At 41.2% G+C, this 23,291-nt stretch carries 18 protein-coding genes; 15 read left to right on the top strand and 3 right to left on the bottom strand.

Annotated elements, in window-relative coordinates; genetic code table 11:
• The first annotated feature begins 16 nt into the window (after positions 1 to 16).
• The 8 genes from SLH46_RS15910 to SLH46_RS15875 all read left to right on the top strand — a co-directional run bounded on the left by SLH46_RS15910 (position 17) and on the right by SLH46_RS15875 (position 12,650).
• Positions 17 to 1,489, top strand: coding sequence for a RagB/SusD family nutrient uptake outer membrane protein (locus tag SLH46_RS15910; protein WP_320282197.1), 1,473 nt, complete (start codon positions 17 to 19; stop codon positions 1,487 to 1,489).
• A 31-nt stretch (positions 1,490 to 1,520) separates the two neighbouring features.
• Complete coding sequence (locus SLH46_RS15905) at positions 1,521 to 3,791, top strand: tetratricopeptide repeat protein (protein WP_320282196.1); 2,271 nt, start codon at positions 1,521 to 1,523, stop codon at positions 3,789 to 3,791.
• A gap of 67 nt (positions 3,792 to 3,858) precedes the next feature.
• Entirely contained in the window at positions 3,859 to 4,461 is a 603-nt protein-coding gene (locus SLH46_RS15900) for an RNA polymerase sigma-70 factor (protein ID WP_320282195.1), read from the top strand.
• 97 nt (positions 4,462 to 4,558) lie between these two features.
• On the top strand, positions 4,559 to 5,251 hold the full coding sequence (locus SLH46_RS15895; protein WP_320282194.1) for a Crp/Fnr family transcriptional regulator: 693 nt from the start codon (positions 4,559 to 4,561) through the stop codon (positions 5,249 to 5,251).
• A 330-nt stretch (positions 5,252 to 5,581) separates the two neighbouring features.
• Positions 5,582 to 6,490 carry a discoidin domain-containing protein gene (locus SLH46_RS15890; protein WP_320282193.1) on the top strand — a complete coding sequence of 303 codons (909 nt, stop codon included), beginning with the start codon at positions 5,582 to 5,584 and terminating at the stop codon, positions 6,488 to 6,490.
• A 58-nt stretch (positions 6,491 to 6,548) separates the two neighbouring features.
• Positions 6,549 to 9,536: a SusC/RagA family TonB-linked outer membrane protein gene (locus SLH46_RS15885; RefSeq protein ID WP_320282192.1), complete on the top strand. Its 2,988-nt coding sequence runs from the start codon at positions 6,549 to 6,551 to the stop codon at positions 9,534 to 9,536.
• Between the two features lie 33 nt (positions 9,537 to 9,569).
• The gene (locus tag SLH46_RS15880) at positions 9,570 to 11,231 is read left to right on the top strand and encodes a RagB/SusD family nutrient uptake outer membrane protein (protein WP_320282191.1); all 1,662 of its coding nucleotides are present in this window, start codon (positions 9,570 to 9,572) and stop codon (positions 11,229 to 11,231) included.
• 87 nt (positions 11,232 to 11,318) lie between these two features.
• Positions 11,319 to 12,650, top strand: coding sequence for a DUF3472 domain-containing protein (locus tag SLH46_RS15875; RefSeq protein ID WP_320282190.1), 1,332 nt, complete (start codon positions 11,319 to 11,321; stop codon positions 12,648 to 12,650).
• A gap of 98 nt (positions 12,651 to 12,748) precedes the next feature.
• Here SLH46_RS15875 and SLH46_RS15870 read toward each other — a convergent pair whose 3' ends face one another.
• The 3 genes from SLH46_RS15870 to SLH46_RS15860 form a co-directional block, all read right to left on the bottom strand.
• A complete protein-coding gene (locus tag SLH46_RS15870) occupies positions 12,749 to 13,843 on the bottom strand; it encodes a phosphotransferase enzyme family protein (RefSeq protein ID WP_320282189.1) in 1,095 nt (364 codons plus the stop codon).
• A 1-nt stretch (position 13,844) separates the two neighbouring features.
• Positions 13,845 to 15,221 carry a phosphoglucosamine mutase gene (glmM, locus tag SLH46_RS15865; protein WP_320282188.1) on the bottom strand — a complete coding sequence of 459 codons (1,377 nt, stop codon included), beginning with the start codon at positions 15,219 to 15,221 and terminating at the stop codon, positions 13,845 to 13,847.
• Between the two features lie 76 nt (positions 15,222 to 15,297).
• Positions 15,298 to 16,218 (bottom strand): nucleotidyltransferase family protein, encoded by a 921-nt coding sequence (locus SLH46_RS15860; protein ID WP_320282187.1) that lies wholly within the window; start codon positions 16,216 to 16,218, stop codon positions 15,298 to 15,300.
• Positions 16,219 to 16,585: 367 nt separating this feature from the next.
• Between SLH46_RS15860 and SLH46_RS15855 the strand changes: the two genes are divergently transcribed.
• From SLH46_RS15855 to SLH46_RS15825, 7 genes are all read left to right on the top strand, one after another.
• A complete protein-coding gene (locus SLH46_RS15855; RefSeq protein ID WP_320282186.1) occupies positions 16,586 to 16,948 on the top strand; it encodes a twin-arginine translocation signal domain-containing protein in 363 nt (120 codons plus the stop codon).
• A 110-nt stretch (positions 16,949 to 17,058) separates the two neighbouring features.
• Positions 17,059 to 17,847, top strand: coding sequence for a toxin-antitoxin system YwqK family antitoxin (locus SLH46_RS15850; protein WP_320282185.1), 789 nt, complete (start codon positions 17,059 to 17,061; stop codon positions 17,845 to 17,847).
• A gap of 141 nt (positions 17,848 to 17,988) precedes the next feature.
• Positions 17,989 to 19,623, top strand: a complete 1,635-nt coding sequence (locus SLH46_RS15845; RefSeq protein ID WP_320282184.1) for a S8 family serine peptidase — start codon at positions 17,989 to 17,991, stop codon at positions 19,621 to 19,623.
• 3 nt (positions 19,624 to 19,626) lie between these two features.
• Entirely contained in the window at positions 19,627 to 21,072 is a 1,446-nt protein-coding gene (xseA, locus tag SLH46_RS15840) for an exodeoxyribonuclease VII large subunit (RefSeq protein ID WP_320282183.1), read from the top strand.
• Positions 21,062 to 21,262: an exodeoxyribonuclease VII small subunit gene (gene xseB / locus SLH46_RS15835; protein WP_320282182.1), complete on the top strand. Its 201-nt coding sequence runs from the start codon at positions 21,062 to 21,064 to the stop codon at positions 21,260 to 21,262. The genes xseA and xseB overlap by 11 nt, the downstream gene beginning before the upstream one ends.
• Before the next feature lie 3 nt (positions 21,263 to 21,265).
• A complete protein-coding gene (gene deoC, locus SLH46_RS15830; RefSeq protein ID WP_320282181.1) occupies positions 21,266 to 21,946 on the top strand; it encodes a deoxyribose-phosphate aldolase in 681 nt (226 codons plus the stop codon).
• Positions 21,947 to 22,087: 141 nt separating this feature from the next.
• Complete coding sequence (locus SLH46_RS15825) at positions 22,088 to 23,218, top strand: chorismate transformation enzyme, FkbO/Hyg5 family (protein WP_320282180.1); 1,131 nt, start codon at positions 22,088 to 22,090, stop codon at positions 23,216 to 23,218.
• Positions 23,219 to 23,291 lie beyond the last annotated feature (73 nt).

The raw sequence follows: 23,291 nt of genomic DNA, 5'->3' as shown, positions 1-23,291 counted from the left end.
GCTAATGGATAGGACGATGATAAAGAAATTGTTTGTATGCCTGGTAATTGTATCGGGTGTAGTTGGCTGTAACTTAAACTACCAGCCTTACGACGGTATTCCTGAATCGGAATTGAAAGAAGATATTATCGGATTAAATGGTGCAACGGTTGGGAATTACAACTATTTGAAAGATAGCTATTACCAGCGCAATTTTCACTTTTTTGGAGAATATGGCGGCGACAATGTTTCATTGAGCGGAACTACAAGCGACCATTTATTTTATTGCTACAACTACCAGCATTTTCCGGCTATGAACACAACCTCAAACTTCTGGGAAAAAGCGTATCAGCTGATTGTTGGCTGCAACAAGGTAATTCTGTCCATCGACGATAGCGCTTCAGACGAGCTTCGACAGTTAAAAGGCGAAAACCTTTTTCTAAGGGCACAAACCCTGTTTCATTTAACCAATACTTTTGGTCGGCCTTATTACCAAAGTCCGGAAACCAATCTCGGAGTCCCCATAAAGTTAGACGACAATGTTGTAAATGTGCCGGCTCGTGGAACCGTAAAAGAAGTATACGAACAAATAATTGCTGATTTGCTGCAGGCCGAAGCGCTTATGGGAAGCGAAAGGGAAAATGTTTACGGATCGAAAGAAGTGGCGCAGGCCATGCTTTCGCGGGTGTATTTGTACATGTCGGGCACACCCGAAAATCCAGACATCAACTATGCGCAAAAAGCAAAAGACTATGCCAATAAAGTGATCGATTCGGGCAGGTATCATCTTGAAGAAACTGAAGAGTTTAAAACCTACTTCCGGAAATTACCCGAACAAAATACCGAAACAATATTTGCGGTAAAACATACCATCGATGTCGACGACCGTGGATGGGGATCGATAGGTTCAATGTACAACCACATCGAAAGTCAGGGCTGGGGCGAAATGTATGCTTCAGAACCTTACCGCGAACTGCTCGACGAAAATCCCGAAGATGCACGTCATGCTTTTATCGAGCCGCAATACGAAAGTGATGGAATTACTTTAAAAGAAAGAAATGGCTATCCCATATACTATATCAATAAGTTTTCGATGCAGGAAGAACGACCGACGTTGAGTTCGCCGGTGTACCTGCGTTTAGCCGAAATGTATTTAAATCGAGCCGAAGCCAATGCCAAACTGGGTTTAAACGAAGAGGCCATTGAAGATGTTAATTTGATTCGAAGCCGTGCCGGTTTAAGTGGCGACGCTTTGTACTCTACCGACGATTTAAAAGGAAGAGCAAGTGTTTTTGACGTGGTGCTTGAGGAACGCCGACTGGAACTGGCTTTTGAAGCGCAACGAAAATGGGATATTTTCAGAAATGGCCTGACACTGGATCGGAATTACCCGGGCACTCATGAACAGGGCGATGCCTTGCTGTTTGTGCCTCCCGACCATCGGCGGGTGGTATTTTATATCCCCGAAGCGCAAATTCTTGTTCAGGAAAATTTAGTTCAAAACCCCTAGCAACAAATTGGTAACTGTTAACAACGTTTTTATGCAAAATAGAGCAATCATTACAAAATCAATCCTCTTCTTCGCCGTCAGCGTTTTTATTCTGGCGTGCAGTACGCAGCCGGCAAAAACCATAAAGGCACCAATCAGTTATCCGGCTGATGGTACTGTGTTTCCTCCCGAATTTCCGCCACCTACTTGTTTTTGGGAGACCGAGAATAAAGAAGATGCTACCTGGAAAATAAGCGTATTGGATGCCGAAGACCAAACTTTAAACGAATTCGAAATTCGGGGAGATAACCGCTGGACGCCTTCTTCTGAATTATGGGAAGGCTTAAAACAACAATCCAATCAGAAATCGATAGCGTTTGTTTTATCGGCTTTTGATGATAAACAAACGGCCATTCCGGTTGATACTGTTTCTTTTCAGTTTGCAGCCGATTCGGTTGGTGCGCCAATTTTTTACCGCTCGGTACCACTGCCATTTAAATTTGCCCGCGAGAATCTTACCGAGGTCCGCTGGCAATTGGGTAATATTGGCTCTACCGATGCTCCTTCCACTGTTTTAAGCGATATTCCGGTTTGTGGTAACTGCCATTCGGTTTCGGCCGATGGAGGAACGTTGGCAATGGATGTGGATGCCCGCGACGAAAAAGGAGCCTATGCCATTGTTGAGTTGGGCGAAGAAACCATAATGTCGGAAAAGGAGATTATGAATTGGAGCAACTTTGTAAACGGTGAATTTACCTACGGTTTGCTTTCTCAAATTTCACCCGACAGTAGATATGTTGTAAGTACTTTAAAAGACTCGGAGATTTTTGTCGATCGCAACGATTTGGAATACTCGCAATTGTTCTTCCCTTTTAAAGGAATTTTAGGTGTTTACGACCGTACCAAAGACAAATATTTTGAACTGGAGGGTGCCAACGATACAAATTACGTACACAGTAATCCGAGTTGGGGACCTAACGGAGAATATATCTATTTTACCCGTTCGCGTGCTGCTCACCTCGATGAAAGTGGAATTTTCAGAGGATCGCAAGCCGTTGATTACAATACGTACAACAAATTTTTGAATGCTTTTCTGGAGCGTGAAAAACTTTTCAAATTCGATATTTACCGCATTCCGTTTAACAATGGAAAAGGCGGAAAAGCAGAACCTGTTCCGGGAGCTTCGAACAATGGAATGAGCAATTATTTTCCGCGTTTTACGCCCGATGGAAAATTTATGATCTTCTGCAAAGCCGAAAGTTTTATGTTGCTGATGCCCGACAGCAAACTGTATATACAACCGGTTGAAGGTGGCGAAACACGTTTGATGAATTGTAATTCGGATAATATGAACTCATGGCACTCGATATCGCCAAACAGCCGCTGGATGGTTTTTTCATCGAAAAAATACGGACCGTACACACAGTTGCTGCTTACCCACATTGATGAAAATGGTAACGATTCTCCACCGGTGTATCTCGAATATTTTGCTTCGGGAAACCGAGCCGCCAACATTCCGGAGTTTATAAACATGTCGCCTGAAACGAAGATTGAAATTGTACCAAAGTTTTTAGAGGATGATGCTTTTGCACTTCGCATGGGCGAAATAAAATCGAAAGAACACCAGTACGAAGAAGCTTTGGAATATTTTAATAATGCCCTTGCTTTTAATAACGATAATTCCGATGCGCATCACGGGAAAGCTCATGCACTGATGATGCTGAAAAAACCGACTGAAGCACTGCAGCATTTCGACAAGGCAGTTGAATTAAATCCCGGAAAAGTGGAATATCTGTTGAGTAGGGGAAATGCAAATCTTACCATAAATAACGAGGAAAAAGCGTTAGAAGATTTTAACCGCGCCATTGCCATCGATGCGTTTAATTTTATGGCCTACAGTAACCGCGGAATGTTGTGGCGCAAAAAACGCAACCTGGAAAAAGCCATGGCAGACTTTAACCGGTCGATTGAACTGAACCCGGAAAGTAACGTGACCTATGTAAACCGGGGTGTAATAAATGCCATTACCAAAAAATACGACGAGGCGCTGGCCGATTTTGATACCTCAATTCGTTTAAACCCGGATGATCTGTCGGCCTATTTTGCCAAAGCTAAAGTGTACCAGGAAATACAGGATAATAACATGGCGTTAGAGGTTTATTCGCAGGCAATATCAAAATCTTCGAGTAGCCCTGAGGCGTATTATAACCGGGCACTATTTTTTATTCAAACAAAAGACAAAGCTTCGGCGATAAACGACTTGCAGATAGCAGCCGGGATGAAATATGAACCTGCCCTGAGAATGTTGAATGAGGTGCGTTAAAATGAAGTTTAAAGGGACTGTGTAGAGATGGAAATACAAAAGTTGAACACATCTAATTTGGCTATATTTGAGCCGTAAGAAAACAGGAATGCCGGAAAGCGAAATTCAAAATATTAACTTTTTATTGGCAGAACTTGCCAGGGGACAGGAAAGAGCGTTCGATTTTATTTTCAGAAAATATTATAAAGCGCTTTGTGCCCAGGCAAATGTGTATGTTAAAGATATTGATACTGCCCAGGGGATTGTTCAGGAATCGTTTATAAAACTGTGGGGAAAACGCGAAGAGGCAGAATCGATAAAAAACCTGCCGAGCTACCTTACATCGATGGTGCGTAACCAGTGTATCGATTATATGCGCAAGGTTAACGTGCTAAATAAAACACACCAGCAGGGAGCGTTAACCGGCGATGCCGAAAACACCACCGAAAACCTGGTTTTGGCGCACGAATTTGAGGAAAAACTGGTTGTTGCTTTGGCAAATTTACCCGAACGTTGCCGGATTGCATTTGAATACAGCCGCTTCGAAAATCTCAAATATCCTGAAATCGCCGAAAAAATGGGTATTTCGGTAAAAGCCGTTGAAGCGCTCATTAGCCGGGCATTAAAAACCTTACGCACTGATCTGAAAGATTACCTACCATTTTTGTTGCTGCTATTCAAAATGTATTAAATGCAATTTTCTGTTGTAGGGTAACAGGGGATCAGTTTCGTCTATAAATCAAACGGTAAACAAATTCAATTGAACGTATAAAAATAGTTAGGTCGTTGTGATAAAAAGCATATTAAATAGTAAAACCACTAACCTTCGATTTATTAACCTGTTTAAGCACTTAACCATCGAGGAGCTCGAAAAGTACAGTGTAAACTTTCAATTGGTTGAATTAAAAGAAGGTGAAACCCTGTTCCGCCCCGGACAAAAATTAAAAGGAATTTATTTTATCGAGCGGGGCGTTTTAAAACAATACCGGATCGGTTCTAAAAACAAAGAGCAAATCTATCAGTTGCTCAGTTTTAACGATATGCTTGGTTTCGATTCGGCGCTTAACCAAACTCCGGCCACCGAGTTTACCACTTGTATGGAAAAAGCCAGGCTGATATTTGTACCAATTCAAATTGTAACGAAGCTGTTTGCCGAAAGTGTTCAGGTACGACAACTGCTTTTGCAACAAGGTTGCCGGGAGTTGGGGGCAGCTCAAAATACCATCATTAACTTTTCTCAAAAGTCGAACCGGCAACGGATTATTGATCTGTTACTGGATTTGCGCGAACGCTTTAACCTGGATCAGGACAATATGATTAATGTTTCGATAAAACGAATGGAAATTGCCGGACATATCGGAGCTAACGAGGAAAATACGATACGCATATTATCGGATTTACGAAAAAACAGATTGATACATACCAAAGGCAGAAAGATAGGCATCCTTAAATTACAACGATTCGGAGAAGCTTATCGCTAAGTAGCTACTTATACTTCGGATGTTCGTTATTTCCGAAGCAAAACAGATGTTTTCCCACCATTGAATAGTCGGATAGTGACTTGCAGAATGTTTTAATTCTGTAGGATTAAAAGAATTTTGTCACCATCTGCGCACTTCAAAAAGACAATCATTCACTTTTCTTTCATTTTTATCAATTTCTGGTGTAGGGTGACCTCAAGTGAGGCTCGTCAGTAATTAAATAATTGGCAGGAATTGGTAGTTCGGCCAATCCGCAAGGAGCGAACAACGACTATAATATGAACACTAAATTATTTATGTAATTCAAATTAATCTACAAAAAATCGAAAAATGAAAAAAAGTAATTATCGAAAAATGCTGCAAAACGGTGCGACCAAACTCTCCGTTTTTATGTTTGCATTGGCTGCCCTGTTTATTACAGGCTGTGAAGACGAAGGAAGTGGTGAATTGCCAACGACTTCGACAGGTGAAGTTGCCGAACTCGCCGATATTTATGCCGTAATAAACGGTAGTGTAACATCTGATGGAGGTTCGAATATTCTTGCAATGGGAATTTGCTGGACCACCGAAGATAAAGAGCCAACAACTACGGATAATATTGTTGCAGTTGGTACTTATACGCTAAATGGAATTTTAGCAGAAGAATGGGATTACTCAGTAACTTTAGATGGATTATCATCGAAGACTGACTATAAAGTTAGAGCTTATGCGGCCAACGAGGCAGGCACTTCGTATGGCGAAACAATTGCTTTTACTACCAAAGCCGGAAAAACTTTCCACACACTTACTGCCGACATGATTGACACGTATACGCAGGAAATCTGGGAAGGTCCAAAAGAAAATCTTGTTGATGGTGATCCTTCAACTTTCTGGCATTCAGCCTGGTCTGACGAAGAAACTGCTAAAGTGCAACCGCTTCCTCACCACATTCAGATCACTTTCCCTGAAGCCAAATATATTGGTGGATTCCAGTTCTGGACCCGTTCAACTTCTGCCAGAACTATAGACCCGGCTCAGTTCGATGTTCAGGTCAGTACAGACGGCGTAGAATATACTACAGTTTGGACTTCAGAGCGTTTTGATGCAAAAGCACGTCCTGATTATAACGAGTTGTCGCTCGACAAAAACTACTCTTCAAAATACTTCCGCATCCGAATTCTGGATACCCGTACTACCGGTTATTCATTTACCACAATGGGCGAGATTAAAGTATTCGATGATGGTTTGCTAGATTATTAATCTATAGCTAATTACGAATAATAAGTAATTCTAAAGTTACAGAACAAAGACAATAATTATGAGATATATACAAAATTTCGGTTCTGATCGAAAAAACAATAAAAACAGCTTACTTTCGGGCATACACAAAGCAATTGGTTTAGTTGTGTTTATGTTCCTGTTTGCCACGTTTGCAAACGCACAATCAACTACTATTAGCGGTACGGTAACCGATAACGAAACCAAAGAGTCGTTACCGGGTGTTAGTATCATTATTAAAGGTACCACAACCGGTGTTACTACCGATATTGATGGAAAATTTGCAATTAAAGTTGACGATACCGATGCCACTTTGGTGTTTTCGTTTGTAGGTTACGAAACACAGGAGATCGCGGCAGGTGGTCAAACTTCAATCAATGTTTCGTTGGTAAGTTCAACTACCGATTTAGATGAGGTAATGGTTGTTGCATACGGAACAACTAAAAAATCGAATTTAACAGGTTCGGCAGTTGCCCTTGATACCGATGAGCTAAACGATGTTTTTGCTCCTAACGTATCAGCGATGTTACAAGGTAAAGTTGCCGGTATGTACACAAGTGCATCAAGCGGTAAACCCGGAGCAGGTACAACTATTACAATTCGTGGTAAAGGTTCGCTTTCGGGAACTACAAAACCACTTTGGGTTGTTGATGGTATTATTATGGGTAACGACGATCCTGGTTTCAGCCCGTCGGATATCGAAAGTATTACCGTACTTAAAGATGCCTCGGCAACTTCGTTATACGGTTCGTTGGCGGCAAACGGTGTAATTTTGTTACAAACAAAAAGAGCTAAAAAAGGTGTTTCTACACTTAATGTAAATGCATCTTACGGTGCTACAACATTCAATACCGGAAACTTTTCGGTAATGAATTCGCAGGAATTATACGATTACCAGAAAACCTGGAATCCGAACGTTACTGAAGATGTATTGAACACGGATACCGATTGGATGGAAATTGGTACACAAACCGGACAAGCACAGGAATATAACGTAAACTACTCGGGTGGTAACGATAAAATTATGGCCTATTTATCGGGTACATATTTTAACGAAACAGGTGCTTTAAAAGGATACGAATACGAACGTTTTTCAGGAATTGCAAACGTTGATGTACAAGCAAGCAAACGTCTTTCGATTAAAGCTAATCTTTCAGGAAACTATACCAATACGCACAATCAGGAGCATTCTACTTACAACATGTTTACTTACATGCCATGGGATGAGGCTTATTTACCGGACGGTTCGGTTTTAGATCCACGTGTTGACAGCGGAAAGGAATACTTGCTTGAAAATGGAAAAGTATGGTATGGCCGCGATGAGAACAACTACCTGTACGATCTTCAGTACAACTACGGTACATCTCGCGGAAACAATTTCCGTATTAACATTGGTCTTGATTATGAAATCAACGACTGGTTGACATTCTCATCGATGAACAACGTTGCTCTTGGTTTCGGACATAGCGAATCATACACCGATCCACGTTCTATTTCTGGTCAGGCCGACAGAGGAAGATTATACGAAGCTTATAGTTTTAGCAGAACACGTTTTACCAACCAGATGCTTCGTTTCAAAAAAACGATCGACAAACATAACCTGAATGCCTTTGTTGCATGGGAATACACTGACTATTATTCGGATGCTGCCAATGCCACAGGTAAAGGTGTTGCAGCAGGTTTAACTGTTCTTAACGCTACTGCCGAAGCTGTTGGCGTTGGTGGTTCGAAATGGGAGAGTGCCAAACAAAGTATGTTGGTTAACTTACAGTATGCTTACGACAACAAATATTTAGCGACTGCTTCGTTCAACCGTCAGGGATCAAGTAGTTTCGGTCCGAACAACCAGTACGGTAACTTCTGGTCGGCAAGTTTGGGATGGAACCTGCACCACGAAGATTTTATGAGCGGTGTAAAATGGGTTGATGTACTGAAATGGTCAGCCAGTATGGGGCAAGTAGGTAACGCACCTGGTGGATTCCAGTACCTGGGTTACTACGCTTTTGTTGACCAGTACAACGGAAACAGTGCTGCAACACCTTACCAAAAAGGTAACGCTGATATCAGCTGGGAAAAAGTTACAAGTTACAACACCGCTGTTAACACACGTTTATTTAACCGTGTTGGAATTAACCTCGATTTATACTACAAAAACAGCGATAACCTGTTAACCTACGTACCGCTTCCTGCTTTATCAGGATACAATGGTATCTGGATGAACGTTGGTCGTGTTACCAACAAAGGTTACGAATTGTCAATTTCTCCTGAGATTATCAGAACTCCAAGATTTGCCTGGGATATGACTGTGAACCTGGCATACAATAAAAACAAGGTTGAAGAATTATATGAAGATAAAGCATATACTTCAGGAAACGTTCGCATTGAGCAGGGTTACGACATGGACTCGTATTACCAACGCATTTGGTACGGTGCAAACCCTGCAAATGGTGAGCCATTATGGGAACAAGTTGTAGTAGATGAAGAGGGTAATGAAAGTATTGCTTTAACATCGAGCTATGCCGATGCAACTTTACAATTTACAGGATCGAAAGGAACACCAACTTATACAGGTGGTATTTTAAACACTTTAACTTTTGATGATTTCACTTTGACTGCAAACATTAGTTTTGTTGACGATATCTACAAATACAATGGCAACCGCGAGTTGTTCGACAGCGACGGTTCTTACGCATCATTCAACAACATGAACCTGGCTGACGGTTGGAGCCGTTGGGAAAAACCTGGCGATATTGCAACACACCCAAAACCATACAATGGTGGTGTTAATGCGAATAAAAACTCTTCGCGTTATTTAGAAGATGCAAGCTACGTTCGATTACGTAATGTTACCTTATCATACCGTCTTCCTAAAAAAGCTACCGATGCTATTAAAGTTAAAAACGCTTCGGTTTATGTAAGTGGCGATAACCTGATTACCATTACTGACTGGTCGGGAATGGATCCTGAAACAGGTGCACTTTACCCATTGTCGAAAAAGATTATGGCCGGTGTTAAAATCGATTTTTAAGCAAAAAATTTATTCATGATTAACAGTATTAAGATGAAAAAAATATATTCTTTTATAGCAATACTACTGACAATCTCTTTTGTCGCTTGCGATATTAGCAGAGATCCGTTTCAGGATTTATCCGATGAAATGGTGTTTGCCGATGAGTTAGGAATTGAGGCAGCAGCTTTAGGAACTTATGCGCTGCTAAAAACAAATGCATTTATGCGTCCTTACCATTTTCATGGCGAATTTGGTGGCGACAATATCTCATTGAGTGGATCGACTACCGACCACTTGTTCTACATGTACAATTACCAGCACACGCCAACAAACTACCACTTAAACAGTTTGTGGTCGACTTGTTACAAAGGTATTGTTAATGCCAATAAAGTAATTGCCAAAGCACAGCAAGGTACTGCCCGAATGAACCACGTAATTGGTGAAATGTACTACCTGCGTGCCTTCTTCTACTTTAACCTGGTAAATATCTGGGGTCGTCCTTATACGCAGGATCCAACTAATAACTGGGGAGTTCCTATTGTTTTGGATGCCGAACCTGATGTAGATAACATGCCACCACGTGCCACTGTACAAGAGGTTTACGATCTGATCATTGAAGACCTGACAACTGCAGCAGAGCTGATGAGTGAATTTAAACGTATCGATGCTGAATACAATATTTATGCGTCGGAACAAGCTGCCAATGCGCTGTTATCGCGTGTTTATTTGTACATGGACGATAATGCTAAAGCTGCGAGTTTGGCTACAGAGGTAATCGAATCGAACAATTTTGCATTGCTTCAGGGGTCTGATTACGAAACTTTCCCAACAATGGTTCCCGAAGATAATTCGGAAGTTATTTTTGCTTGTCGTGCATTAAAAGATGAAGACAACTATGGTTGGTATGCGTTTGGAGGAATGTATGCTACAATCGACGGAGTTGGCTGGGGAGAAATGTATGCTTCTGAACCTTTCAGAGATTTACTGGATGAGAATCCAACTGACAGAAGACATAAGTTTATCGATCCTCAATACATTGATGGTGACACGTATGAAATTACTTACTCGTACGATAAATCTTCACCTGCAGGATCGAGAATGTTCCAAATGTATGACGTTACAAACAACGGCGAAAGCTGGGAGTACGAGTACAACGGAACACAAACTGTTATGACTGAAGACGTAAATGGAGTAACTAAATACTACATTACTGCCGGCGATAACATTAGCGGAAAAACCTACGTGCGTTTAGACAAGAAAATGCCTGTACGTCAGGGATATCCTAAATTCTTTGTTATTAAATGTTCGAACCAGGAAGGTCAGCCTCAGTTGTTCTCGCCAATTATTTCGCGTTTAGCGGAGATGTATCTTAACCGTGCCGAGGCACGCGCAAAAACTGGTGATACTGATGGTGCACTCGAGGATATTAATCTAATCCGAGAAAGAGCAAATATTCCTGTTTACGATGATGTACCTGAAGACAGAACTATATTGGATATCGTTCTTCAGGAGCGTCGTGTTGAGTTGGCTTTTGAAGCACACCGTCGTTACGACATATTCAGAAACGGTTTAACCTTAGACCGCAGATATCCGGGTACACACGACAGAGGTGCTAATCCGCTGTTAACAGTGCCTGCAACTAGTCCTCGTGTTGTTGATTACATTCCGGAGGATCAGATTTTGGCTCAGCCAAACTTAATTCAGAACGATTAATCAATTATAGCTAATAACAAATCAGGCTTTTGCGGTGTTTTTACATCTGCGAAAGTCTGATTTTTATAAGTAGAAAATACTAACACTATGAGAACAAGACTAAATCTGAAAATATTATTCTTAATCCTGATACTTCCTTTTGCGGCCTTTGCTTGTCAGCAGGACGAAATAGAAGAACCGGAAACTCCGACAATGTCTCACCGGATTCCAAGCGAAGGAAACAGCTGGTTTCTTACAAACGTTGGCGGAAATAAACTACAGACAGCAGATTACAACGGTTTTAACTGGAGCTATAAAACTTCGGTTTTACGTACCTTTTTTCGTGTTGAGGCGGCCGGCGAAATTCATATAGGTATTACAGGAAAAGTTAGCGAGGGCAGCTCAACGCTTCAGGCAACTTTCCTGAATGAAACAAAAGAAATTGAGCTAAACAGCACTACAAACAGCCTGGTATTTGTAGGTTCGTATACCGTGCCTTCACCGGGATATTATTACCTTGACCTGCAGGGCGTTGATAAAGTTGGTGCTCAATTTGCATCAATCGAGTCGGTTACGCTGGGAGGCGCGGCTTGTAAATCAGGTGTGCATTTTTCAAACGAAGATTATTTCTATTGGGGACGTCGTGGACCGTCGGTACATTTAGGTTATCAAAAACCAACCGAAGCTTCAGATGTAGTATGGTTTTACAACGAAATTACGGTTCCAAAAGACAATGACGTAATTGGTTCGTATTACATGGCAAACGGTTTCGGACAAGGCTATTTTGGTATGCAGGTGAACTCAAGTTCTGAGCGACGCGTTTTGTTTTCGGTGTGGAGTCCGTATTCAACCGACGATCCAAGTACTATTCCTGAAGATCAGCGTGTACAATTGATTGCTAAAGGCGCAAATACTACCACTAACGACTTTGGAAACGAAGGATCTGGAGGACAGAGTTATATGCAGTTTAACTGGAAAGCTGAAAACACCTACAAGTTTTTATTAAAAGGAGAACCAAGTGGCGAAAATACTACGGATTATTCAGCCTGGTTTTTTGATGCAGAGCAGGAAGAATGGCTTTTTGTTGCCACCTGGCGACGTCCTAAAATCAGTACCTACTTAACCAGTTTGTATTCGTTTTTGGAAAACTTTGACACAAAAACAGGTCCGATTGAACGCAGGGCGTATTACAACAACCAGTGGATTTACGACACCAATGGTACATGGCACGAGGTTACAGAAGCAAAATTTACTGCCGATGCTACTGCGCATGATAAAGCACGTTTGGATTATGCCGGCGGTTACATAAGCGGCGACAATGGTTTCTACCTAAAGAACTGCGGATTTTTTAACGAAACGTCTGAGGTTGATACCTACCATGAGCGCCCGGTTTTAGGAGTGGCTCCGTCTATCGACTTTGACACTTTGCCTGTTGAATAATTCCATTTGAATAGTAAGGGAGTTAGCGTAGAAGTTAACAATGAGGAAATCACCAAAAGACAATTTATTTCAATTGTCTTCTGGTGATTTTTTTATGCCTAATTTGCAGCTAATCTGCTCACAATTTTTTTCATGTCTTCAAATTGTTGCTCAATGCTTTGCAGCAATTTGTATTGGGCATGGGTACGAACGAGGTTATGATTTGGGCTTTTTATTTTGTAATAATTGTCGCCGTCAATGTAATCCATTAAAAAGCGCAATACCTGCTCGTAAGTAATGTATTTGGCTGAAAACGCTAAATAATCAATTTCCGGTTGTGTCAGAAAAGAACTGGTTTCTTTGAGGTAGCCCTGGGCATAAGCCGCAAAGGTTTCCATATCCATCGAAATGTTTTCCAGATTTTCATCGTCTTCCAAACCGGTGTTGGTATAAGAACGAATGGCATCGCCAAAGTCGTTAAGCGCCGTGCTGCTCAATACTGTGTCAAGGTCGATCACGCACAACACGTCGCCTTTGTCATCAAAAAGGATGTTGTTGATTTTTGTGTCGTTGTGTGTTACACGTGCCGGAATCGTTCCGTCTTCAACAAGCTTCCAGAAGTTAAGCATCTCTTCTTTGCGGCTTTCAATCCAGCTGATTTCCTCCTTTACTTCTGCTTTCCTTTGTACCGGATCTTCAGCAAGCACTTTGTCCCACTGTTCAAAACGGTAGCGGATGTTGTGAAATCCAGGCAGGATATCTGTCAACGTTCCTTCAAAATCAGCAGTCATCGCCTGGAATTTTCCAATTCCACGTCCGCCAGCGTAAGCCAGTTCCGGGGTGTCAGCTTTTTCATAGGTAACACTGCCTTTTATAAAATAGCACATGGCCCAGTATTCACCGGTTTCATCCTGGTAATAAAGTTCATTACCCTTGCTTTTTGTTACCGTCATTGCTTCGCGCATCGGATCGCCGCCGTTGCTTTTAATCTTCTCTTTTAAATGCTGCGTTACACGTTCGATGTTGTCCATCATTGCCGGAACGTCGGTAAAAATCGATTTGTTTTTACGTTGTAGCAGGTAGTCGGGCGTATTTTCCTCAACGGTTTTTAAATAATAAGTGTCGTTGATAAATCCCTCGCCAAGAGGTTTAATCGACTCAATTTCTCCTTCGATTTGAAAATTACCTGCGATTTGTTTTAGATCAGTTTTCATATTAATTGGTTTTAGTGATTGAACGAATTTTAATGTTTATTTCTTTAGCCCTGTCAAGGCTTGTGCTCTCGATATAAATCCTGACAATTGGCTCGGTATTCGATTTGCGCATGTGTGCCCAACCATCTTCGAAGTAGAGTTTTAAGCCATCAATTTCGTTTGTTTTGCATTGCGGGAATGATGCTTTTACCTCCTGCAATAATTGGTTCAAATCAACATTTGCGTCAAACTCAATTTTGTCTTTTAACATTTCGTAGTTGGGGTACTGTGCTCTTATTTTTGATGCACTCTTTTTCGATTCAGCAAGCTGTGTAAGAAACAACGCAATGCCTACCAAAGCATCGCGGCCATAATGAAGTTCAGGATAAATCACCCCTCCGTTTCCTTCACCACCGATTACCGCATTTACATTTTTCATTTGCTCCACAACATTCACCTCGCCAACGGCCGACTCGTAAAACTGAACATCGTGTTTTTTGGCAATGTCTTTTAATGCATTGGTCGACGAAAGGTTGGCTGCAATTGTGCCTGGTGTGTTCGACAAAATATAATCGGAGATTGATACCAGCGTATATTCTTCTCCAAAGGCTTTTCCGTTTTCATCAACCAGTGCCAGTCGGTCCACATCCGGATCAACCGCAATTCCCAGGTCTAGATTATTTTTGCTAACGGTTTTACACAGTTCGGTTAGGTTCTCTTCCAGTGGTTCGGCAATCCTCGAGAACTTTCCATTTGGCTCAGCAAAGATTTCAACCACTTCCGCAATGCCCAGTGCTTTTAACAGTTTAGGAATCGATGGATTTCCTACAGAGTTTACACTGTCGACAGCTACTTTTAGCTGTGCTTCTTTTATCGCTTCTTTATTTACCAAAGGCAGGTTCAGAATGCTTTCGATGTGCTTGTCGATATAGCAATCATTTGTAATGTAGGTACCAATTGATTGTGCTTCCACAAAATCGAAGGCTGCTTTTTGTGCCTGTTTAAGGATCTCTTCACCATCCGCCTGTGAAATAAATTCACCTTTGTTGTTTAGTAGTTTTAAAGCATTCCAGTTGCCGGGATTGTGGCTTGCGGTGATGATTATTCCACCATTTGCCTTTTCCATAGGAATAGCAATTTCGACTGTTGGTGTTGGTGCCAGTCCCAAATCGATTACATCGATTCCGAGACTATTTAATGTGCCAACAATCAAATTCAGAACCATCTGTCCTGAGACGCGCGCATCGCGGCCAATTACTACAGTTGGTTTTTCTGCGTTTTGTTTTATCCAGGTTCCGTATGCACCTGCAAATTTTAAAATATCAAAAGGGGAGAGTGATTCTCCCGGTTGTCCGCCAATTGTTCCGCGGATTCCTGATATTGAACTTATTAATGCCATTTTATTGATTTGTTATTTTGATTTTTTATTCTGAGTCGTAGAGGTTAATTTTCCCATAAAACTTCTGAATTCGCTGTTAAACCGTTGGAAGACTCTCGTTCTTCCACAGTGTAGTTGGGTATACATTTTTGTCGATCAGGCGGTTTATGGCTTCAACTGCTTTTGCTTTGTCTTCGCTGTAAGTAACACCGAACCATTGCGCATCCGACTTCAACACTTTAAACTGTGTTACGCCACTTTTGATGATTTCCGAAACTACCACCGGGATGTAAAACTCCGATTTTAATTCATCGCCTCGTTCTTTCAGAAAGGTGATAAACTGCGTTTCCAAATGATTAAAAAGTCGTGGTGTAAAACCCCAGAAATTCATCGAAACGGTTGTGTCGGCTGCCAACGAAATCCACTGGTCATTTTCTTTGTAGGCAATAACATCTTTGGTTTGCTCAATGTGTGTGCGTTCATTTACCTCTTTCAGGAAATCGTTTGCATCAGTGGAACAAACGCCTCTTGAAACTGATCCATTTTCCGAGATTGTGTTTTTTAAGTTGTAGCCGATCATACAATTTTCTTCGTCGGTGGCTTCGGTAGCAAGAAAATCGGCCATTGTTTTAAATGCACCGGCTCCATAATAATCATCGGCATTAATAACTGCAAACGGTTCGTTAATACAGTCTTTTGCCATTAATATGGCGTGCCCCGTTCCCCACGGTTTTTCTCTTTCCGGATTATATTTTGAATCTTGCGGAACCTTATCAATCTCCTGGGTTACGTATTCAACTTCAATTCTACCCGCAATTTTTGCATTAAAAAGTGCTTTAAATTCCTGCGCGAAACTTTCGCGAATGACAAAGACAATTTTGCCAAATCCCGCCTCAATGGCATCGTAAATCGAGTAGTCGATAATCGTTTCGTTCGACGGGCCAATCGGATCCATCTGTTTTAATCCTCCGTAGCGACTGCCCATTCCGGCCGCTAATACTAATAATGTTGGTTTCATTTTAATATGTTTTTTAGTTTTTAATCGTATTGTTCAAACAGTATTTGATAGCTGATTATCAGAGATTAATCTGTTCCATCAATGACTGTTTATTTCGATCGTTTCAAATCTCAATATAAAGAAAACATATTAAAAATATTAAAAAGATGATATTTTAAAGGAAATAAAATTAAAAATTAGGATTATATGCTTTTTGAGAGGTTTAGAAATAGATAAGCTTCCAGAAAGTGTTTGTTTAGAGCATATTTGTATGTTCGAGAAACGGGATTCGTTCTAATAGATTTATTATAAAGGTGGCTTTTCTGTTAACGTCTTAAACATTCCCGGCTCAACCGTGTTTGTGAAATGAGGATTTAAAAACACAGAAATGAGCAACGAATACGAACAATCAAGAAGAGCCTTTTTAACAAAATTGGGGATGACAATTGGCGCTGGTGCAGTAGCAGGAGAAAAGCTATCGGCGAAAGTGTTGAACGACAAAGCTGAATTTCCATTGGAAAACGATCAGCAAAAACTGATGGATCGCTACGAAAACTGGATGGATGAATTTATCCCGGTAATAAAAGCGTATCGTGCAAATCCCGAAGATAAACAGGCTAAAATTCGTATTGCAGAATTGTCGGAAGAAGCGGAAACCTGGCGCGAACAGCTAACCGTTTTTATGGAAGACGAAAACTTTGCACGCTATTACATGACTGCCACTGAACGAATGACCAAAGAAATTTATTAAAGACACGTTTTAATTACATAATTATTGGCTTTCTATTGATTGATGGAAAGCTTTTTTTATGCCAACTGAAATAAATCCCTAATTTCGCGTTCTACCTAAAATAGTGTGTTATGAGATATTTGCTTGTTCTTTTAATTTTTCTTCCGTCGGTTGTTTTTTCGCAGACAAACCAAACTGATGCCAATGGTTTGCGCCAGGGATTTTGGCAGAAAAAGCAGGCCAACGGACGTTTAATCTACGAAGGAAACTTTAAAGATGACAAGCCTGTTGGTGAGTGGAAACGCTACCATCCGGGTGGACAGTTGAAAGCACTGATTGAATACAAAGGCGATACGGCTTATACGCAGTTTTTTGATGTATGGCGTAAAAAATTAACTGAAGGAAATTATGTGAACCAGCAAAAAGAAGGTGTTTGGAAGATTTATAAAAACAATGTTTTAACTGCAGACGAAGAATATAAATTAGGTCTGAAGTACGGAACATCGCATCAATATTACGATACGGGCGAAGTGATGGAAGAAAAGCAGTGGGTGAACGACAAAGAAGATGGCGACTACCAGATATTTTATAAAAGTGGCGAACCTTATATGCAGTGCAAAATGAAACTGGGGATGCGTCACGGGTTGTTTTTGGTGAATTACGAAAACGGTCGCCAGGAAATGGTGGCCGAATACCGAAATAACCTGCGTCATGGTGAGTGGAAACATTTCGACCGCGAAGGAAATCTGCTGTACACTTTGTACTACGATAACGGGCAAATTCTGAATCCTAATGTTCGCGACAGTATCGACAACCTGAAAATGATTGAGTTGGAAAAAAATAAGGATACAATTCTCGATCCCGAGGAGTTTTTGCAAGATCCGTCGGAGTACATGATGCGCAACCAAAAGAACCGATAAAACTGTTTGCAGTTCAAGGTAAAAAGCTATTATTTCATTAACTTGGCCTTTTATTAGGGACGGTTGATAAAGTGTCTGAAGGTTGTTTGTTGCATCATTTCATTTTCACTTTTGAACCACAAAATTGAACATTGTATTAGAATGAAGTATACCATTTTACTCCTTTGCACGCTGTTAATGGGTTTGCAACAAATTAATGCTCAGAATTATTTTTGGATAGGTTTTACCGATAAAAATAATTCAGAATATTCGCTTGATAATCCTTCCGTATATCTTTCCGAACGTGCTATTGAACGTCGCATCAATCAAAATATTCCTATCGATTCATTGGATTTGCCGGTTAATCAAAATTATATCGATTCGGTGCTTACACTAAATGTCGAGTTAGTGCATGCATCAAAATGGTTAAACGGAATTACAGTTAGCTGCGATTCAACAAATCTGGCAGACAGTTTAACCTGGGATTTTATACGTGAGGTTCAATTAACAAAACCGGGTACTGCAACAAAAAGTACATTCAACAAATTTGAAGACGAAAGTTTTGCCGATGTGGCTCCAATCGATACTTCATTGTATGGAAGTTCGGTGTATCAGGTTGGAATGATGGAAGGTCAGTTTTTGCATAACGAGAATTTTCGTGGACAAGGAAAACAAATTGCCGTGTTGGATGCCGGGTTTTTAAAGGTCGATGAGCTACCGGCTTTCGACAGTCTTTGGGCAAATAACCAGATTCTGGGTACGAAGGATTTTGTAAATCCCGATGATGATTTCTTTTCTACCAACTATCATGGAATGAGTGTGCTTTCGTGTATGGGGGGGAATATTCCCGGAGAATTGATCGGCACAGCGCCAAAAGCTTCTTATTGGTTGTTGCGTTCGGAAGACACCGGATCAGAATATAAAATTGAAGAAGATAATTGGGTGGCAGCTGCTGAGTTTGCTGACAGTGTTGGCGTTGATATTATCAATTCATCGCTTGGTTATACTGAATTTCAGGACACTGCTACAAATCATACTTATTCCGACATGGACGGTAAAACAACACGTGTGACCAGAGGAGCAAATATTGCAGCATCGAGGGGCATTATGGTGTTTTCAAGTGCCGGCAACGAGCGGGCTAATTCCTGGTTCCGTATCGTGGCACCTTCCGATGGTGTAAATGTGATTGGTGTTGGTGCTGTAGATAAGAATTTTAACCCGGCCTATTTTTCATCTGCTGGCCCTGCTGCCGATGGTGCGCTGAAGCCAAATGTTTCGGCAATGGGCTATCAAACAACGGTACAACGTTCCAACGGTTCGCTTTCAGTGGCCAGTGGAACTTCGTTTTCGTCGCCGGTTCTGGCTGGAATGGCTGCATCGTTGTGGCAATGTTATTCCAATAAAACAGCTGTTGAAATAAAAGATGCGCTAGAAAAAAGCGGTCACCTTTACAGTTCTCCCGATTCGCTTCAGGGATATGGCGTTCCGAATATGAGGCAAGCTTGTGCTTTGCTTAATCCGGTGTCAACACCGATAATTCTGCAAAAGAATATCTGGACTGTTTTTCCAAATCCTGTGCAGGATAGAATTGTAGTTCAGTCGGATACAAATCAACAGGAACACGAAATTGATATTGAAATATATTCGATCGATGGCAGTAAAATAAAAGCCTGGAAAAGGTCAGTGGCTCCTTCCATTTCACTGAATGGATTGGAAACGATGGAGCCCGGAATTTATCTGCTAGTGTTGCGAACAAAAGAGGGTGCCGAAACCTTTAAGATCAATAAAATCAGGTAGCAGATGAACCAGCAACTCACCCTTTCGGAATTAAACAACCAAATAAAAAATGCATTGCTTGATGCATTTCCGGGAACGGTGTGGGTAGTTGCCGAAGTGAGTGAATTAAAACATAACCGAAGCGGACATTGTTATCTGGAGTTGGTTGAAAAAGAGGGGAACACCATTATGGCGCGTTCGCGGGCAACCATCTGGTCGTACACCTACCGGATGCTTAAACCTTATTTTGAAACCAGCACCGGGCAGCTTTTCAGTGAAGGAATTAAGGTGTTGGTTCAGGCAACAGTTGAATATCACCCGGCTTACGGTTTGAGTTTGAATATTAAAGACATCGACCCGACATACACAGTTGGCGACATGGCCTTGCAACGAAAGGAAATTATAAATCGATTGAAGGCCGAAGGTGTTTTTGATATGAACAAAGAACTGGAATTGCCTTTGGTACCACAGAAGATTGCCGTTATTTCCTCGGCAACGGCTGCCGGTTACCAGGATTTTATGAACCAGCTGGAAAACAACGAATACGGTTTTAAGTTCTACACCAAACTGTTTGAGGCCTACATGCAGGGTGCCGAAACAGTGCCGTCAATTGTTCGGGCATTGGATCGTATTTTTGCTTACGACGATTTTTTCGATGCTGTTGCGATTATTCGTGGAGGAGGCGCAACGGCCGATCTGAGTAGTTTTGATGATTACGATCTGGCAATGAATATCACTCAGTTTTCGTTGCCGGTAATTACTGGAATCGGCCACGAGAAAGATGATACGATTATCGACCTGGTGGCACATACGCGTATGAAAACACCAACTGCCGTAGCCGAATTTTTTGTTAGTGGTGTTGAGCGCTACTACGAACGTTTGCTCGAGCTGGAAAATGGCATTGTACAGTTAACCCGCGAAACGCTCGATTTTCAACAAGATAAACTGGAAAAGGTAGCGGAAGGATTAAAGTATTCGATCTCCGAATTTATAAACGACAGACAAAGAGAATTAAACAAACGCGGCAATGAATTGCAGCAAAATGTTAGTCTGTTTTCGTTTAAAAAGCAAAACGAACTGACAGAATTGAAACACAATCTTGATTCCGGACTTTCGGTGTGGTTTGTGGAAGCAAAAAATACCATTGGTAAAAAACAACGCATCCTGAGAAGGGTTGTAGGAGAGACTGTTTTTAAAGAAAATGCAAAATTAAATCATCAGCAGGATCTGTTGTCAGGTAAAGTCCGAAACGTTTTGGCGAAAGAGCACGACCGGATTCTGATAAACGAAAATTCGGTACGTTTATTGAATCCTGAAAATGTATTGAAACGAGGATTTACATTAACTTTGAAAGAAGGTAAAATAATAAAATCGAGCAAAGACGTAGCAGTTGGAGAAGAACTGGAAACCCGATTTGCCGATGGAAAAGTAACGAGTAAAATCACAAAAAATAAACAAAATGGCAGCTAAAAAGATTTCGTACAACGAGGCGATGGCCGAGATAGAAGAAATTCTTGAAAAGATAGAAAACGAAGAACTGGATGTGGATGAACTGGCCGAAAAAGTAAAACGCGTTTCGGTACTTTTAAAAACCTGCAAGGATAAACTGACCAAAACAAACGAGCAGGTGGAGCAGATTTTAAAAGAAATGGAGGACTAAAATATGTATACAAAAGAACAAGTTGCACAAACCATCGACCACGCGGTTTTAAAACCCGAACAAACCTTGGCCGATCTGAAGGAAAATGCTGAAATGTGCATTAAAAACAAGGTTTTTAGTATGTGTGTGAAACCTTGTGATATAAAACCTGCCAAAGAATTGTTGCAGGGCAGTGGTGTAAAAGTATCGTGTGTACTTAGTTTTCCGCACGGCGCCGATGCAACACCTGTTAAAGCTTTTCAGGCAAAACAGGCCATTGAAGACGGCACTGACGAAATTGATATGGTGATGAATATCGGTAGGTTTTTATCGGGTGAATACGATTATGTTCGCGACGATATTAGAGCTGTTGTTGAAGTGGCTCACCAACACAATGTGCTTGTAAAAGTTATTCAGGAAAGCGGTCATTTAACATTGGAACAAATTGCCAAAGCCTGCGAATTATCGTACGAGGCCGGTGCCGATTTTGTAAAAACATCAACCGGATTCGGGCCGGGTGGCGCCAAACCTGAATACATCGAGGTGATGGTAAAAACGGTCGGCGATAAAATGCAGGTAAAACCGTCGGGTGGCATCCGCGACTGGGAAACTGCCGTAGCTTTTCTTGAGATGGGAGCCGACCGTTTGGGAATTGGTTCAACAGAAGCAGTGCTGAACGGTGCCACTGCAAGAGGTGATTATTAATTGATTAACGAACTTCTAAAATATTGCAAGGTGTTAATATAGCTTTTTGTACTTGGTACAAGAAATTTGACAGAAATCATTTTTTTCAGCTAAAAAACACCCATATTTGTGCTTTATTTGTTTGAGTGAGGGGAGAATAAGATGTATTTTCTAAACGGAGACAGAACGTATATAAAGCCTGAAAATGCTTGTGGCGACTTAACTGCACAACTGGAAAGTTGCTTGAAGCAGCTTGAAAAAATCAATTCAGGGAAACGGATTTTCAAACTTAATTTCTTTGTCGATACCAATTCAAATTCTGAATACGATCAGCTGTTAAAAGATCTTCGTATTCAGGTTAAAGAGCTTATCGGAAGTGAAATTCTATTGAGTTTTATTTCGCAACCACCGCTGAGTTGCAAGGTAATTGTTGAAGCCTATTATTACGACCCGGAAAACTGGGATTGTCAGATGCTTTCTGAAGGTGAAAACAGTACGGCCTTGTTCTTAAATGGCACAACCGAGATTCTGCTTGGCACCGTTCATGCCAACCAAAACAGCAATTGTAAACTCAATGCCGAGAAAGCTTTTGACGATCTTGTTGAGACATTTGAAGAGGCGCAGTTTCCGTTGTATTCTATCGTTCGACAGTGGAATTACCTGGAAGATATTCTTGGATTTGATGGTGATGAGCAACGCTACCAGGTGTTTAATAACGTTCGGTCGGATGCTTATGGGAAAGTGTTTGAGCAAAACGGATATCCTGCAGCAACCGGAATAGGGATGACCCACGGAGGTATTCTTATCGAGTTTGTGGCGGTAAAATCAAAAGAAGTGCTAACTCAACCGGTTGATAATCCCGACCAGATTTCGGCACATCAATACACCGAAAAGGTTTTGGTTGGAGAGGAGTGTGTGTTGAAAACAACGCCTAAATTCGAGCGGGCCCGTTATTTCAGGTATCGCAATAAAAAGATGATCTTCATTTCCGGAACTGCATCCATCATTGGCGAAAAGACGGTAGGCGTTGAAGATGCAGCCAAACAAACCGAAGTAACGATTCAGAACATGCAACGTTTGTATGCTGACAAGGTTCTTGCCGGTTTACCTGATGAGGTAACAAATCCTGAATTTGGACACGCCCGTGTTTATGTAAAAAACAGAAAAGATTACGGAAAAATTCGCGAAGAGGTTAAAAAGGTTTACGGCGATTTGCCCGTTGTTTATATTCTCGCAGATATTTGCCGCAATGATCTGCTGGTGGAAATTGAGGGGAAAGTTATACTGGAATAAAAAGAAAGACAATAATAAAAAAACGGCTGCACTTTAAAGTGCGGCCGTTTTTCTTTTTAATCGGTAAGTAATT

It is taken from the genome of Draconibacterium sp. IB214405, assembly GCF_033963885.1.
In the GTDB taxonomy this organism is placed as follows: Bacteria; Bacteroidota; Bacteroidia; order Bacteroidales; family Prolixibacteraceae; genus Draconibacterium.
Note: the sequence above shows the minus strand (reverse complement) of the source record. Positions and strands in the feature narration are given on the sequence as shown.